Here is a 14,002-nt window from a genome sequence, read left to right on the forward strand (position 1 = left end):
GAAATATCTAACATGGAAAAAAACGCAATACTTGCTGCCGTGCTCTCTTTAGCTGTTCTGGTGGGGTGGGAATTTTTTTACGTACGACCACAACAAGAAGAAGCGCTTAAGAAAAAACAAGAGCTAGCCCAAAGGGAAGCTGCAAAAGCGCCTGCCCCTGTTGTGCAAGGCTCGCCGCTTGCCCCGCCGCCGAAAACACTTAGCACGCAAGCTCTCGCGCCAGCACCTAGCCTCGCACCTGCCCCGGCCGCTAAACCCGCCGTTGCCGCAAAAGAAAAGAGGGTGCGCGTGGATGTCGGCTCGGCTATTTATGAATTTACCAACATCGGTGCCGGGATGACATCGGCGACCCTCACTAAATACCTGACTGACGACAGGAAAAAACCGATTGAGTTGATTGTGGGTTCGAGCAAATTGGTTCGGCCGTTATTTTTTGTCGGAGACGAGGCGGCCGGCAGACTTAACGCTGCCCCCTATCAAGTAGAGGGCGGCGACATTCAACTCACGCCCTCGAAGCCTGAGGGTAAGTTGCGTTTCGTTTATCGCGACACCACCGGTCTTGCCGCCACAAAAACTTTCACATTTTACTACGATAGCTATGTCATAGGCGCATCTATTGAGACGGGCCGCCCTGGCACCCCCAAGCCGATGGGCATCATGTGGGGTCCGCGTTTAGGTGGAGCAGGGGGCAATACTTACGGCGGTGTTGTTGAGGGGCCGATGAGTTTTGTGGACGAGGATTTAATTTACGACGCCCCCGAAAAAGGAAAACCCGCGGCTCATCCTGCGGGGACCAAGTGGGTGTCGCTTCAGTCGAAGTATTTTATTGCCGCGCTGGTGCCGCGTGGTGGCGAGGGAGGCTCGGAAGTCAGGCTTCTTGGCGGCGAAGGCGAAAAACAAGAATATGCCGCCGCCGCCCTGCTCCCCAAGAAGAGCAGGTCTCAGGCGACGTTTGATATCTATGTGGGACCCAAGGAAACGGGGCTTCTCTCGAAGTTGAACGTTAGCCTTGAGGAGTCTCTCGATTACGGCATGTTCGCCATCATCGCCAAGCCCCTCATGTATGCCCTTCGGCTGTTCCATGGCCTTACGGGCAACTGGGGCGTGGCGATTATTCTTCTGACTATCCTCATTAAGCTTGTTTTTTTCCCGCTGACCCAGATCAGCATGAGCAACATGCGCAACATGCAAAAACTTCAGCCTAAAATGACCCAGCTCAAGGAAATCTACAAAGACGACAAAACCAAACTAAACCAAGAAGTCATGGCCCTCTACAAGGAACACAAGGTTAATCCGATGATGGGCTGTCTTCCGATGGTTATTCAGATCCCGGTTTTCTTTGGTCTTTATAATTCATTGTTGGTTTCGATCGAATTGCGCCAGGCGCCGTTCTTTTGGTGGATAACAGACCTTTCTCAGCAGGACCCGTTCCATGTGTTTACAATTCTCATGGGCGCATCCATGTTCCTTCAGCAAAAAATGACACCATCCACGGCGGATCCGGCCCAGGCCAAAATGATGATGTTGATGCCGGTTGTTTTCACTGGAATGTTTGTTTATTACCCGGTTCCTGTGGGGCTGGTTATCTATTGGTTTATGAACAACGCCCTTTCAATACTTCAGCAATATTATGTCAACAGGTCTGTTAAGCCCCCAAAATTGGCCGAAGAAAATTAACGCTCGCAAGCACTGGATAATGCCGCCAAAGCTGATGCCGCGGCTTGTGAGCACGGCGCGGCACAAAATAATGCCCCCCACTAAAACACTGCGCGCCCTCGGGCTTCGGCGGGGAATGGCTTTCATGGATGCCGGTTGCGGCCCTGGATTTTTTACTCTTCCGGCGTGCCGGATTGTTGGTGCGAGCGGCCAGGTATTGGCCAGCGATATTTCGCCGGCTATGGTCCGCGAGCTTCGTTTCAGATCGAAACAGAGCGGCATAAAAAATTTATTGGTAAAAAAATCGAACGATCCGAACATTCCATTTCCGGACAAAAGTGCGGACATGGTAATGTTGGGATTTGTGTTGCACGAGTCGGCAGAGGTTGAGGTGTTTCTGTCTGGGGTGGAGCGAGCGCTCCGGCCTGGCGGCAGACTTGTGGTGTCCGAGTGGCATCCGAGAGAGACCGAATATGGCCCGCCTCTTTGGGCCCGTCTGGATATTGGTGAGACCAAGCGCCTGTTGCGCGGCTCCGGAATGTCGATTGTCGCGTCGTGGAGTTTTGATGATGACACATATTTCGTGATGGCTCACCGCAAATCAAGGGCAAAGGGAGTGGGGTTGTTGTTCCAGCCCCCTGAAAAAGTAACGAGACGCCAAGGAGCGAAGATTAGATGAGCGAAAGATCGTCGATAAAAGACCATGTGGCGATAGTCACAGGCGGGGCCGCCGGAATCGGCGAGGCGGTTGTTTTGCGCTTTGCGAGCGAGGGAGCAAAGGTCGTCATTGTAGACAAGGACAACGAAAAGGGTGCGGCGGTAGCCGAAAAAATTAGCGCTGGCGGCGCGGAGGTAATTTTTGTCCAGGCAGACGTTACTTCCTCGGCAGATGTTAGGTCAGCGTTTGCGCAGACGATGGATCGCTGGGGGCAACTTGATATTCTCGTGAATTGCGCCGGTGGGTTTTTTGAGACGCATTCTATTGAAGAGCAGGACGAGGACGATTGGGACGCCATTTTGGCGTGGAATTTAAAAAGTGTGTTCCTTTGCGCGAAGGAGGCGGCCGTCGTTATGAAAAAAAGAAGCTACGGCAGAATTGTAAGTATCTCCTCGCTAACTGGACGCACGGGCATTATCGAAACTGCCCTTCATTACGGCTCTGCTAAGGCGGGCATTTTAGGCTTCACTAGACGGCTGGCCGTAGAGCTTGCTCCGAATGGAATTACCGTGAACGCGGTTGCGCCGGGAGTGGTTCTCTCTCCTCGTGTTGCGGAGATGCATAAAGATCGGCTGCCCGAAATCTACAAAACCGTTCCGATGGCTCGTGCGGGCGAGGCCGAGGAAATCGCAGATGGCATTTGGTATTTTTCAACACCTGGCTCAAGCTACATCACCGGCGTGACGCTCGACATAAACGGCGGTCGCTGGATGGCTTAGGTGGGCACCCTCTTCCATTTGTTGGCGTAGTTCTTCGTTCTCAATTTCTGGCCTTCGCCGAAAATGTTCGGAGACGATAATGACGTCGCACACAGACACAAAAAAAATTACCGAACAACGCGATACGATTGTCGCGGTGTCCACGGCCCTGGGCCGGGGCGCGATTGCGATTGTTCGTTTGAGTGGCTCGTTGTCCCGGCAGATTACGAAAAAAATTTTTAGGCCCCAAAATCCCAACACCCCAATTGAGGATAGAAAGCTCCGGGTGGGTTGTTTTGTCAGTCCTGATGGCGAGCCTTTTGATGAAGGGGTCGCTGTTGTCATGAAGGCCCCGCATTCTTTTACGGGTGAGGATATGGCCGAATTCAATTGCCATGGTGGGCCAGCCGTGATTCAGGCTCTGCTCTCTTCCGCCAGGGAAGCGGGGGCGAGACCGGCGGCGCCAGGCGAATTTACCCGCCGGGCGTTTCTTGAGGGCAAGATGGATCTGGTTCAGTGTGAATCGGTGGCCGATCTGATTTCGGCTGAAACCGAGCGCGCTGCTCGGGCAGCCTTGTCTCATCTCTCCGGCGCTTTATCGAAAGCGCTTGAGTCTGTCTGGGAAGACATTGTGGAGGCGGGAGCCCACATTGAGGCAGCAATTGATTTTCCGGATGAGTTTGAGCCCGGCTCCGGCCCTGTGCCAATCGGGGGGCCGATGAGCGAAGAGGCGCTGGAGAAAAAATTTGCGGCCGTAGTCAAAAAGCTTAAAGATTTGGAAAATACCTATAGCAAGGGCCGCATACTTCGCGAGGGTGCGCGAGTGGCTATTCTTGGCCGCCCGAACGCGGGAAAGTCAACTCTCCTTAATCGCCTGCTCGGAACAGAAAGGGCGATTGTCAGTCCCGCGCCGGGGACCACCCGGGACACCGTTGAGGAGATTTGCGATATTGGCGGGCTGCCCGTGAAACTAATTGATACTGCAGGACTTAGAGATACAAGCGATGAAATTGAGCGGGAGGGCGCAGCCCGGGCTCGGCAGGCGGCCTCGGGCTCAGATCTTTGTCTGGTTGTGGTGGATGCCTCTTGTGGTTCAGAGGAAATTCAGTGGGCGGAGGGTGAAATTAGAAAACTTGGGCCGCCATCCATGTTGGTCGTAAATAAAATCGATCTTGATTCGGCGGTTTTCCCGCCGGAAAGCGCGGTTGTCTCTCCTCTGTATGTAATTTCGGCCTTGGAGGGGAGTGGGCTGGAGCGGCTTAAAGAGGCTGTCGCGATTTTGTTGTCGGGCTCAGAGAAAGACAATCTTGACCCGGACCAGGCAATTCTCTCCAGGGAGCGGCATCGAGATTTGGTTGTCCGATGCAGAAAAGCGCTAGAGCGTGGGCGGGACGCCCTTGGATCGGGCACCTCTCCGGAGCTTGTGGCGGTTGATTTGAACGAAGCGCAGCGGGCGCTATCTGAGCTGCTCGGGCGAGATTGGGGCCCGGCGCTTCTGGATAAGATTTTCTCCACTTTTTGTATCGGGAAGTAATTGGCTGACAGCCTGAATTTTTTTATCGAAAAGATTCTGCGGTATCGACAGATTAAACTAAGGGAATCCGAAGACGTGACTCTTGATTACGACGTGATTGTTGTGGGGGCGGGGCATGCTGGGTGCGAGGCGGCGCTGGCCTCGGCCCGGATGGGCATGCGTACTTTGCTGTTCACGATGAACCTCGACACGGTGGGCCTTATGTCTTGCAATCCGGCGATTGGCGGATTGGCCAAGGGCGTTATGGTTCGCGAGATTGATGCGCTTGGCGGAGAAATGGCCAGGGCAATTGACGCAACGGGCATTCAGTTTCGTATGCTCAACACAAAAAAAGGGGCGGCGGTACAGGCGCTACGCGCCCAGGCAGATAAGCAGATGTACCGCATGCACATGAAGCGGAAGGTGGAAAGCCAGTACGGGCTTTTTTTAAAGCAGGGAATGTTGGGTTCTCTTTTGGTTGAAGCCAATCAGATTATTGGAATAGAAACCGGGTTTCGGGAAAAGCTTAGAGCGCGCGCGGTGATATTGACGCCGGGCACGTTTACGAGCGGAATTTTGCATTACGGGGACCGGAAGGTGGAGGGTGGACGAGCCGGGGAGGCCGCCGCCAGGGGGCTTACCGAGCAGCTTTCGGGATTGGGTTTTCGTATCGACAGGATGAAAACAGGGACTCCTCCCCGGCTGGATAATAAATCGATTAACTACGATGAGTTGAAGATACAGCCCGGCGATGAGCTGCCCCGACCGTTTTCTTTTTCGACCGAGCGCATAGAGCAGGAACAAATACCCTGCTTTGTTACGTTCACAAATAAAGACTCGCACAATCTGATTAGAGAAAATATTGAACGCGCCCCGATGTTCAACGGCCAAATTGAAGGCACGGGTGTTAGGTATTGCCCCAGCATAGAGGATAAGGTCATGCGCTTTCCGGAAAAGGAGGCGCATCAGATTTTTCTTGAGATTGAAGGCAGGGATACGCAGGAGGTTTATGTTAACGGCCTCTCGACTAGCTTGCCGGCTGATGTGCAGCTGGGAGTGATTCGTTCCATCAAGGGCCTTGAGCGGGCGGAGATGATGCGCGCGGGATACGCCGTAGAATATGACTACGTGGATCCGACGGAACTTTACCCGAGCCTGATGGCCAAGCGGGTGAAGGGGTTGTTTCACGCGGGACAGGTCAACGGAACCACCGGATACGAGGAGGCTGCGGCCCAGGGAATTATGGCCGGCATAAATGCTGCTCGCTATGCTCGTGACGAGGAGCCGGTTGTTTTAGGGAGAGAGCAGGCCTATGTGGGTGTGTTGATAGACGATCTGGTGACAAAAGGGGTGCAAGAGCCCTATCGGATGTTCACGAGCCGAGCGGAGCATCGCCTCCAGCTCAGGCATGACAATGCCGATGAGCGTCTGATGCGGCTGGGCCATGAGCTTGGTTCTTTGGACGATGAGAGCCGGGAGCGCCATAGGCGAAAATCTCGATCATGCATTCAACTTATTGAATATATTGATGTTACAGTAGTTTCTCCTCATGAGCGGCTTGTTGCTCTCATGGAGGCCCATGACACTGCTCCCCCGCGTAAGCCTATGTCTTTAGGTGAGTTGCTGCGGCGTCCCGAGATGACTCCTGAACTTGCCGCCAGTGTGGACGATCTGGCGGGCGGCAGATTTCGCGGCATATGGGAATCCCTTAATTCGGAGGCCCATAGTTTTATTTTAGCGGAAGTGAAATATAAGGATTATTTTGCACGCGAGGCAAAGCAGGTAGAGCTTCTCCAGTTGGCAGACAGGGTCAAGATCCCCGAAAATTTTCCTTACGCTGAAGTCCATAACTTAACGGCCGAAGTACGCCAGCGCCTTGAGGAGATTCGCCCAGGGACCCTTGGACAGGCGGCTCGAATCTCTGGAGTCACCCCTGCCGCAGTAGCGGTTTTGGAGGTGTATTTAAGGGGGACGGTCAAGGCTGGCGACAGCGCCGACTAAAAGGCCCCGTCCCACCAAACCCCCCGGCATTCTTTTTGCTGTCTTGTGTTGGTATCCTAAATCCCGCTTTTGCCCTGTTTGGTCTGATTGTTCCACGTGAAACAAAATCACACAACATTTTGTGTTTAACGTTCCACGTGAAACATTCTCTTGTTTTTTATTGCCTCATGTGCGAAGATTTCCTCGAAAACTACCATTCTGTGTGATGATTTTTGTCAGAGAGATTATGTCTGAAGAGGCGGCACCTACCCACCCTTCTACTTCCAGAGTCCCCGTCGAAAACGATTCGGGGTGTCGTGTAATTGCGGTTGTTAATCAAAAGGGGGGCGTGGGGAAGACTACTACTTCGGTTAATCTTTCTGCATGCCTGGCTGTGGCAGACAAGCAAACATTGTTGGTCGATCTTGATCCCCAGTCAAATGCAACTAGCGCTTTTGGTATTTCAACTGATGATTCCATACTCTATAGAGCCCTGGTTCTTGGTGAGACAATAACCACAGAACAACTACAAGACACTGAAATAAAAAGACTTAAAGTTATACCGTCAACTGTCGATCTGGTTGGCGCCGAGCTTGAGCTCGCGGATGTACCCGAGAGAACCAACAGGTTGAAGGTGGCGCTGGAGCCGCATAAAAAAGATTTTCGTTTTATTTTCGTTGACTGTCCTCCTTCATTAAGTTTGCTCACCCTTAATGCGCTCAGGGCTGCAGATGAAATACTTATTCCTATCCAGGCCGAATATTTTGCTCTTGAGGGTCTTGCTCGATTGATAAAAACGGTCGAGCGAGTTCGGGGCTCCATACATCCCAATCTTGAGATGGGGGGGATCGTTCTAACGATGTATGACGCGCGGACAAATCTTTCGCGCCAGGTAGGCGAGGATTTAAGGACTCACATGAAAGATCTTGTTTACCGTGTGGCTATACCCAGAAGCATTAGATTGGCCGAGGCGCCTAGTCATGGCCGACCAATTATCGCTTATGATATTTCTTCTTCGGGCGCCCAGGCTTATCTCGCCATGGCGAGCGAGTTTTTGTCTCGAGCCGCAATGAGGGGGCAAACGTAATGGCGACTGCAAAAAAAAGAGGATTGGGGCGCGGGCTCGATGCCCTGTTGTCGGCCGAGCCAATTACCCCTTCTGTACAGGAGACGGGCCCACCCGAACCTCGAGAATCCGATGCGCCTGAAGGAAAACAGGTGCTGAGCATTTCTGTTGAAAGTCTTCGACCGGGAATTCATCAACCGCGATCAGAATTTGATGACGAGGAATTGGGGGAGTTGGCCGATTCTGTTCGCCGTCATGGCGTGCTTCAGCCGATTTTGGTGAATTCTTCCGGCGGTGGATTTGAAATTGTAGCGGGTGAGCGTCGCTGGCGGGCAGCTCAGCTGGCTGGCCTTTCAGAAGTACCAGCCATTGTGGTGGACGCCGCCGAGGAAGCTTCTCTCGAAATTGCGGTGATAGAAAATATTCAGCGCTCGGATCTGAATCCTATGGAGGAGGCGGCGGCCTACGAAAGCATGATGACTCGCCTTGCCCTTACTCAGGAAGAGGTCGCCACGCGTGTGGGTAAAGAGCGGTCCACGGTTGCTAATTACGTCCGGCTGTTGAAATTACCAAATAAAGTTCAAGAGAGCGTGGCTTCCGGCACTCTTTCCATGGGCCACGCCCGTGCTATTTTGGCCCTGCGCGGCCAAGGCGAAATGGTAAAATTTGCCCGCATCGCAGAAAAATCTCGTCTTTCGGTGCGCCAGCTTGAAGGACGTATACGAAAGGCGCTTGCAGGGTCGACACGCAAAGGTGGAAGATATGATGTATCCTCTAAAGAGGAAGAGCCTTCAGGACCGCAGGCATTATTTCTTCGGGAAATGGCTGAGCGCATGCGAGCCGCTCTTGGCACAAAAGTCTCGATTCAGGGTGATGAGAAAAAAGGGCAAGTTGTAATAGAGTATTACTCGGTCGAGATACTCGAGGGAATATTAGATAGGCTTTCAGGACGAGAATAATTATCTGCACTGCTATACGGGAGATAACGAATGGCCCGGAACGATAAAAATTACGAGAAGAGTATCCGAGCGTTTTTGGGAGAAGGCACTGAATTTAAGGGCGTGATCTCGTTTGAGGGGACCGTACGGGTTGATGGCGTCCTGGAGGGCGAGGTAATCACCGAGGATACTTTCATAATCGGTGCGGCGGCTAAAATTTCCGCAAACATACAGGCGGGGGTTGTCATCGTTATGGGAGAAGTGGAAGGAAGAATCGAAGCCAAGGAAAAGTGCGAAATTAGAATTGGCAGCCACGTCAAAGGAGAAGTTTTTACCCCGAGCATTTATATCGAAGAGGGCGCGGTTTTTGAGGGCGAATGCCATATGACTGGAGAAGAAAGTCAGGTAGAAGGCCGATTGGCGTCTGCCACAGAACCCTCCTGAAAAAGTGCCCCACTTGTCGTTTTACAGTTACCCGCTGCGGATTTATCTAAATAGCGCTTTGTCTGGTGCTCTTTGCGCGTTTGCTCTCCTTGTTGTGTTGGGATGCGGGAGCTCTTCTAATTTCTGTGCCGTGAGAGTAGGCCGCATTTAAGCTGAACACCAACCGCAACCCGAGAGCTCTTCTTTTAAAAAATTACAGCTGAAAAAAACTAAATCAATCGTAATTCTCGAAATCGAGGGTGGTGACCTTCTGCGAAATATGGAAATAGTTCAGGGGGCGCTTTTGAAAAAGGATTAGGCGTCAATGATGTGGGAAAAACGATCCGTGCTATTGTTAAATCAAACTTGGTGCGGCAGGTTACGGATTCTCCAGAGACAATTCGAAAAGCGGCCAGTTTATTTGATGACGATGCAGCAATCTTGAGATAGATAGAAGTAGGGAAAAAGGCAGCGGATATTTTCATTGAACTTTATTGGGTTGATTTAAAGACAAAAAAGAAAACATGAACGATCGGATCATTTTATAAGGGAAGAGATATGTATGAGGATGCGACCAGGCGGATGCTGAAAGAAAATTTTTCTTCCCTCCCGCGAGCAAAACCATAAGAGGAAGGCGAGTTGCGAGAATCTATGGTTGCGACATTCATGGGGTTTGCCTTCTGGTTCTTGATGGCGGGCTTCATGTATTACCGAAATTACGAATGGGCGATGATTCTTGGGGGGATTGTGGTAAGTGCGGGGTTGATATGGGCCGGAATTCGAAGATTACAGGAAAGAGAAGCCGAACGACCAGATCCGCCTGCCCCGTCAGATCTACCTGACTACGACTTTAAAGATGTAAAACCAGAAGATTTTAAATGAACCGTTTGTTGTGTACCGACAAAGGAGCTACGCAGTGAGCGGACAATTTGTCATATTTGCTCATAGCGGAGACTATGATCGCCTTTATCAGGTGGCGACCCTGTCGGCCAGCGCTGCCGCAAACGGCGATGAAGTAAACGTGATTTTGTTTTTTGAGGCTCTTGGGCGGTTTGTGAACGACAATTTGGATGACACCCGGTTCCCGGCAACTTATGGCGAGCGGGGCTTAGAGATTGAGGCTAAAATGGAAAAAGCCCGGGCGCATTCGGTGAGTGATTTGATCGATACCGCCCGCCAAACCGGCAGATTGAAGTTGTTCGCCTGTGCGGCGCAGCTGACTTTTATGGGTTTTTCTGCAGCCGATATGGACGGAGTTGTCGACGAGGTTATTAGCCTCCCCAATTTTCTTAGACAGACGAAAGATGCCCATACGAAACTATTTATTTGATGTATTTTTTTCTTCCGGGTTTCGTTGAGCCGGGTGTTGTGATAGAGGGTTTTATCTAAAATTTTAAACGGAGATCTTTGATGAAGTTCAATGTCGGTTTGGCTCAAGTGGGCCCAACGCTCGGTAATCTTGAAGCTAATCAAAAAATCATAAATGCAGAAGTTAAAAAGGCAATAAAGCGTGGGGTAGATCTGTTGGTTTTCCCTGAGCTGTCTGTGACAGGTTATTTTCTTAAAGATATTGTTCCGGAGGTGGCGCTTCAAAAAAACTCTCCGTTATTTAAAGAAATTGCCGCGATGAGCAAGGATATTTCAATCGTTGTTGGTTTCGTGGAAGAGTCATCAAGACATGGATTTTACAATGTCGCCGGATATTTCGAGGACGGGAAACTTCTCCATATGCATAGAAAGCTTTATCTGCCTACTTATGGTCTTTTTGATGAGGCAAGATATGTTGGCGCGGGAAAACAGGTACGTGCCTTCGACACTCGTTTTGGTAGGGCGGCAATGTTGATTTGTGAGGACGTATGGCATCCGAGCCTGGCTTATATCGCATCACAGGACGGCGCTGATTTTCTTATCGTTCCCTCGTCGAGCCCGGCTCGGGGAGTAAAAAAACAAAATGGTGGTAAATCAAGTCTGGCCATAGAGCGGGTGTGGAATTCGCTGAACCGCTCTCATGCGGCGGCGTTTAACCAATTTGTTTTCTTTTGCAACCGTGTGGGTTATGAGGACGGAATAAGTTTCTGGGGAGGCTCAGAGATTATCTCCCCCACGGGAGAATTGCTGGTGGCTGCGCCTAGGTGGAAGCCAAAGCTGCTCACAGCTGAAATCAATACAGCGGATATCCGCCGAGCTAGAATTGCAACACCCACTCTGCGCGATGAGGATCTTGACCTCACCATCAAGGAGCTCAGGCGTATCCAGGCTGCCCGCTAAGAGTAGATTTGGGGGTGCAAAAAGAGGCTTGTTTTACTCCGTTTGAAAGAATAAGATTAAGTTGTCTCGTAGAAAAAGGATATGGAATATGTGTAATTACTATCCAGGTCAGCACTACGATTATCTTGAAGAGTTAGAGCGGCGGAATCGTCATTCCTTTGATGCCTGCGGGGAGCGGACTCTCTTGATAGATAAGCTCAAACGGACGCTTGAGGAGATTGGCGTTGGGGCAAATCGTCTCCGACAGGCAGGGGCCAAAGCTGCTGCCTCTGTTGCTGCGCTCCTCTAGCTCGGTCTTTTCTCCTCAAGGCACAAGAATCCCGAAATACCCTCTAGACCTATCTCTGCAATACGTCGTTCACATTGCCAGGAAATTGCCCTTTGCATCTCGACCCACCCCTTAATGGCGCTACCACTTGTCAATTTTGATATTTTTTAAGTATAATGATCTCAAGATCTTATGGTGATCTTAATTTTCATGTCATTAATAAGAATCCTAGCGAAAGGACAGACCGCCCGTTATGTCAGACACCGCCCGTGTTACACCAAAAGCCCGTGTGCGCCCGTTTCTCAAGTGGGCTGGCGGCAAAGGCAGGCTTCTCGCGCAGTTTGAGCCCCTCCTCCCAGATAAAATCGAAGACTATCATGAACCCTTTCTCGGAAGCGGCGCCGTGTTTTTTCACCTCCGGGAGCGGATCTCAGGCCGGGCCTATCTTTCGGACAGGATTGAAGATCTTGTCTCCACCTTCGGGACTGTCCGCGATAATGTTGAAGGCCTTATCCGCCACCTCGGCCGCCATGTCTACGAGAGCGAGCATTACTACCGCGTCCGTGCCCAGAACCCGGCCCGCCTCTCGCCCGCCAGTCTCGCCGCGCGCTTCATCTACCTAAACCGCACCGGCTTCAACGGCCTCTACCGGGTAAACAAGAGCGGGCGCTTCAACGTTCCCTTTGGCCGCTATACCAACCCGACCATTTGCAATGCCCCTGGTCTTCGTGCCGCTTCCGCCGCGCTGGCTGGCGCCGACCTTGCCCGGCGAGGTTTCGCCGAGCTTCCAGATTGGGTAGAGCCCGGCGATTTCGTCTACCTCGATCCGCCCTATCAGCCCCTATCAAAAACAGCGAGCTTCACCGCCTACACCGCAGGCGGATTCGGCGAGAATGAGCAGCGCCACCTCGCCGAAATTTGCCGCGGGCTAGATAAACTGGGCGCCCGGTTCATGCTCTCGAACTCAGACACCCCGCTTATCCGCGAAATTTATAAAGGTTTTGACATCCAAAAAGTCCTCGCCGCTCGCGCTATCAACGCCACAGCCTCAAAACGCGGCAAGGTCTCAGAAGTGGTCGTGCGCAACTACACTTAGCGGTTTTCCGAGTTCTTTTCTTCTGTAAATTTCTTTGATATCAGCCCTAAAATGAAGTAGAAATAAAGTGTAAATGAAATAAAAATAAACTTGAAATAGAAAGTGTAGTAAGTTTTATAATTATCTGTTTTTATTTGTATTGATAGTCATTGACAAAGGAATGAAATGGGATATAGTAGTAAATGTGATGAAATATCAACCGCCCGCTGACTGGATAAAATACGATTTCAAGGCTATCGCCAATGAATTGGTGGATGCCAAGGCCGCAGTTTCTTCGGTTGGGACGGTTCCCTATCAGCGGAGTTGGGTTGAATCTCTCCAAGAGATGGAGCTTAAGCGCGAAGTCGCCGGAACCTCTCGAATTGAGGGCGCGGATTTTACTGAAGGCGAGCTTAACGAAGCCCTAAAGGAAGAATCAGAAAAAGAACTTTTTACCCGCTCGCAAAAGCAGGCGAGTGCTGCGTTAAGTGCTTACCGCTGGATAGCCAAAATTCCCGATGACCGCCCCATTGACACCGATCTGATTCTTGAAATTCATCGACTTATTGTTACGGGTGCGGATGACGATCACTGCCCTCCTGGTGAAATCAGAGGGCGCGATCAGAATGTTTTATTTGGAAGACCGCAACACCGGGGGGCTGAAGGCGGCGATGAGTGTGCTGGAGCGCTCAACCGGCTCGGAGAGGCAATCCAAAGAGATTTTCAGGACCACGATCCGCTCATCCAAGCCCTTGCTGCACACTACCACGTGGCGGCGCTGCACCCTTTCCTTGACGGGAACGGTCGCACAGCCAGAGCGCTAGAGGCGCTTATGCTTCAACGTGCGGGCCTTCGTGACACGTCATTTATTGCGATGTCGAATTATTATTACGACGAAAAAAACCTGTATTTGAACGCTCTGAATGAGGTCTGGGAAAATGGTTATGATTTAACGGCCTTTTTAAAGTTAGGGCTAAGGGGAATCTACCGCCAAAGCCAAAGGCTGCTTGTGGAGATTCAGCGCCACATATCTAAAGAATTATACCGAAACCTCATGTACGATCTTTTTACAAGATTGAAAACTCCACGCAAGAGGGTTATTGCCGAACGTCAACTGGAAATACTCACCCTGCTATTGGAAGTAGACGACATGACCCTTGGGGAAATATTTTCTAGAACAAGAGGAAGGTATGGGCATTTAAAGAATCCGCGTAGCGCATTAATCAGAGACCTCATTGAGCTGATTCACCTAAAAGCAATTGGTTTTGATGACAAATCGGATGGCGGGGCAAAGGTTTTTGTAAGGCTGGAGTGGCCGACTGAAATCACGGAGACTCAATTTTTTGAGAGCTTAAAGACGTTGCCTAAAAGCAAATCCCACCCGCTTCCTCGCTAATTA

14 protein-coding genes are annotated in these 14,002 nt (G+C 51.1%); all 14 read left to right on the forward strand.

The window, feature by feature from the left end:
- Nucleotides 1–12 precede the first annotated feature (12 nt).
- The 14 genes from yidC to HOJ95_09920 all read left to right on the forward strand — a co-directional run bounded on the left by yidC (nt 13) and on the right by HOJ95_09920 (nt 13,999).
- Nucleotides 13–1,677, forward strand: a complete 1,665-nt coding sequence (yidC, locus tag HOJ95_09855; GenBank protein MBT6394997.1) for a membrane protein insertase YidC — start codon at nt 13–15, stop codon at nt 1,675–1,677.
- A gap of 70 nt (nt 1,678–1,747) precedes the next feature.
- Nucleotides 1,748–2,335, forward strand: a complete 588-nt coding sequence (locus tag HOJ95_09860; GenBank protein ID MBT6394998.1) for a methyltransferase domain-containing protein — start codon at nt 1,748–1,750, stop codon at nt 2,333–2,335.
- Nucleotides 2,332–3,093, forward strand: coding sequence for an SDR family oxidoreductase (locus tag HOJ95_09865; GenBank protein ID MBT6394999.1), 762 nt, complete (start codon nt 2,332–2,334; stop codon nt 3,091–3,093). The genes HOJ95_09860 and HOJ95_09865 overlap by 4 nt, the downstream gene beginning before the upstream one ends.
- Nucleotides 3,094–3,172: 79 nt before the next feature.
- Nucleotides 3,173–4,606 carry a tRNA uridine-5-carboxymethylaminomethyl(34) synthesis GTPase MnmE gene (gene mnmE, locus HOJ95_09870; protein MBT6395000.1) on the forward strand — a complete coding sequence of 478 codons (1,434 nt, stop codon included), beginning with the start codon at nt 3,173–3,175 and terminating at the stop codon, nt 4,604–4,606.
- Between the two features lie 75 nt (nt 4,607–4,681).
- Nucleotides 4,682–6,586 (forward strand): tRNA uridine-5-carboxymethylaminomethyl(34) synthesis enzyme MnmG, encoded by a 1,905-nt coding sequence (gene mnmG, locus HOJ95_09875; GenBank protein MBT6395001.1) that lies wholly within the window; start codon nt 4,682–4,684, stop codon nt 6,584–6,586.
- 226 nt (nt 6,587–6,812) lie between these two features.
- Nucleotides 6,813–7,652 carry a ParA family protein gene (locus HOJ95_09880; GenBank protein ID MBT6395002.1) on the forward strand — a complete coding sequence of 280 codons (840 nt, stop codon included), beginning with the start codon at nt 6,813–6,815 and terminating at the stop codon, nt 7,650–7,652.
- Nucleotides 7,652–8,590: a ParB/RepB/Spo0J family partition protein gene (locus tag HOJ95_09885; GenBank protein MBT6395003.1), complete on the forward strand. Its 939-nt coding sequence runs from the start codon at nt 7,652–7,654 to the stop codon at nt 8,588–8,590. Before HOJ95_09880 ends, HOJ95_09885 begins: the two co-directional genes overlap by 1 nt.
- Nucleotides 8,591–8,620: 30 nt before the next feature.
- Nucleotides 8,621–9,013: a polymer-forming cytoskeletal protein gene (locus HOJ95_09890; protein MBT6395004.1), complete on the forward strand. Its 393-nt coding sequence runs from the start codon at nt 8,621–8,623 to the stop codon at nt 9,011–9,013.
- 618 nt (nt 9,014–9,631) lie between these two features.
- Complete coding sequence (locus tag HOJ95_09895) at nt 9,632–9,874, forward strand: hypothetical protein (protein ID MBT6395005.1); 243 nt, start codon at nt 9,632–9,634, stop codon at nt 9,872–9,874.
- Between the two features lie 34 nt (nt 9,875–9,908).
- Nucleotides 9,909–10,322 carry a hypothetical protein gene (locus tag HOJ95_09900; protein ID MBT6395006.1) on the forward strand — a complete coding sequence of 138 codons (414 nt, stop codon included), beginning with the start codon at nt 9,909–9,911 and terminating at the stop codon, nt 10,320–10,322.
- Nucleotides 10,323–10,402: 80 nt separating this feature from the next.
- Nucleotides 10,403–11,260, forward strand: coding sequence for a carbon-nitrogen hydrolase (locus tag HOJ95_09905; protein ID MBT6395007.1), 858 nt, complete (start codon nt 10,403–10,405; stop codon nt 11,258–11,260).
- An 88-nt stretch (nt 11,261–11,348) separates the two neighbouring features.
- Nucleotides 11,349–11,549, forward strand: coding sequence for a hypothetical protein (locus HOJ95_09910; GenBank protein MBT6395008.1), 201 nt, complete (start codon nt 11,349–11,351; stop codon nt 11,547–11,549).
- A 232-nt stretch (nt 11,550–11,781) separates the two neighbouring features.
- Complete coding sequence (locus HOJ95_09915; GenBank protein ID MBT6395009.1) at nt 11,782–12,624, forward strand: DNA adenine methylase; 843 nt, start codon at nt 11,782–11,784, stop codon at nt 12,622–12,624.
- A gap of 187 nt (nt 12,625–12,811) precedes the next feature.
- The gene (locus tag HOJ95_09920) at nt 12,812–13,999 is read left to right on the forward strand and encodes a Fic family protein (protein ID MBT6395010.1); all 1,188 of its coding nucleotides are present in this window, start codon (nt 12,812–12,814) and stop codon (nt 13,997–13,999) included.
- Nucleotides 14,000–14,002: the final 3 nt, after the last annotated feature.

This window comes from Nitrospinaceae bacterium, from assembly GCA_018669005.1.
Classification (GTDB): domain Bacteria; phylum UBA8248; class UBA8248; order UBA8248; family UBA8248; genus UBA8248.

Coding starts and splice junctions, on each gene's coding strand:
- yidC (MBT6394997.1), top strand. CDS start 13: ATGGAAAAAAACGCAATACTTGCTGCCGTGCTCTCTTTAGCTGTTCTG.
- HOJ95_09860 (MBT6394998.1), top strand. CDS start 1,748: ATGCCCCCCACTAAAACACTGCGCGCCCTCGGGCTTCGGCGGGGAATG.
- HOJ95_09865 (MBT6394999.1), top strand. CDS start 2,332: ATGAGCGAAAGATCGTCGATAAAAGACCATGTGGCGATAGTCACAGGC.
- mnmE (MBT6395000.1), top strand. CDS start 3,173: ATGACGTCGCACACAGACACAAAAAAAATTACCGAACAACGCGATACG.
- HOJ95_09880 (MBT6395002.1), top strand. CDS start 6,813: ATGTCTGAAGAGGCGGCACCTACCCACCCTTCTACTTCCAGAGTCCCC.
- HOJ95_09885 (MBT6395003.1), top strand. CDS start 7,652: ATGGCGACTGCAAAAAAAAGAGGATTGGGGCGCGGGCTCGATGCCCTG.
- HOJ95_09890 (MBT6395004.1), top strand. CDS start 8,621: ATGGCCCGGAACGATAAAAATTACGAGAAGAGTATCCGAGCGTTTTTG.
- HOJ95_09905 (MBT6395007.1), top strand. CDS start 10,403: ATGAAGTTCAATGTCGGTTTGGCTCAAGTGGGCCCAACGCTCGGTAAT.
- HOJ95_09910 (MBT6395008.1), top strand. CDS start 11,349: ATGTGTAATTACTATCCAGGTCAGCACTACGATTATCTTGAAGAGTTA.
- HOJ95_09915 (MBT6395009.1), top strand. CDS start 11,782: ATGTCAGACACCGCCCGTGTTACACCAAAAGCCCGTGTGCGCCCGTTT.
- HOJ95_09920 (MBT6395010.1), top strand. CDS start 12,812: ATGAAATATCAACCGCCCGCTGACTGGATAAAATACGATTTCAAGGCT.